Origin of the sequence: Bacillus sp. 2B09, assembly GCF_003946835.1 — a bacterium.
Lineage (GTDB): Bacteria > Bacillota > Bacilli > Bacillales > Bacillaceae > Bacillus > Bacillus altitudinis.
Window position 1 is genome coordinate 1 of sequence record NZ_RPSG01000024.1, and the last position, 468, is coordinate 468.

Annotated in this window: 2 tRNA genes and 1 rRNA gene; all 3 read right to left on the reverse strand. The window is 47.6% G+C overall.

From position 1 onward, the window contains the following. Positions 1-130: 130 nt before the first annotated feature. Positions 131-206: transfer RNA gene (locus EBQ12_RS19240), tRNA-Ala, on the reverse strand. A 14-nt stretch (positions 207-220) separates the two neighbouring features. Then, positions 221-297: transfer RNA gene (locus tag EBQ12_RS19245), tRNA-Ile, on the reverse strand. Positions 298-393: 96 nt separating this feature from the next. Continuing rightward, positions 394-468, reverse strand: a 16S ribosomal RNA gene (locus tag EBQ12_RS19250); the annotation flags it as partial.

A 468-nucleotide genomic window follows, 5' to 3' on the forward strand; every position in this document is an offset into this window, starting at 1 on the left:
GGCATCCACCGTGCGCCCTTTCTAACTTAACCATTTCTTACTTTAGAAAGAATCACTATGTGTGATGAACTTTGCATTGCATTCAATGTGAATGTATTACTTATTGTTATCTAGTTTTCAAAGAACACGTTGGTGGAGCCTAGCGGGATCGAACCGCTGACCTCCTGCGTGCAAGGCAGGCGCTCTCCCAGCTGAGCTAAGGCCCCGTTTTAATAGAAGATGGTGGGCCTGAGTGGACTCGAACCACCGACCTCACGCTTATCAGGCGTGCGCTCTAACCAGCTGAGCTACAGGCCCATCTTTCATATCGAAGATATGATGTTGTAGGATCTTTTGCAAGTTCCTTCAAAACTAAACAAGACGAAAAACGTACGCTGCTCCATATATCCTTAGAAAGGAGGTGATCCAGCCGCACCTTCCGATACGGCTACCTTGTTACGACTTCACCCCAATCATCTGCCCCACCTT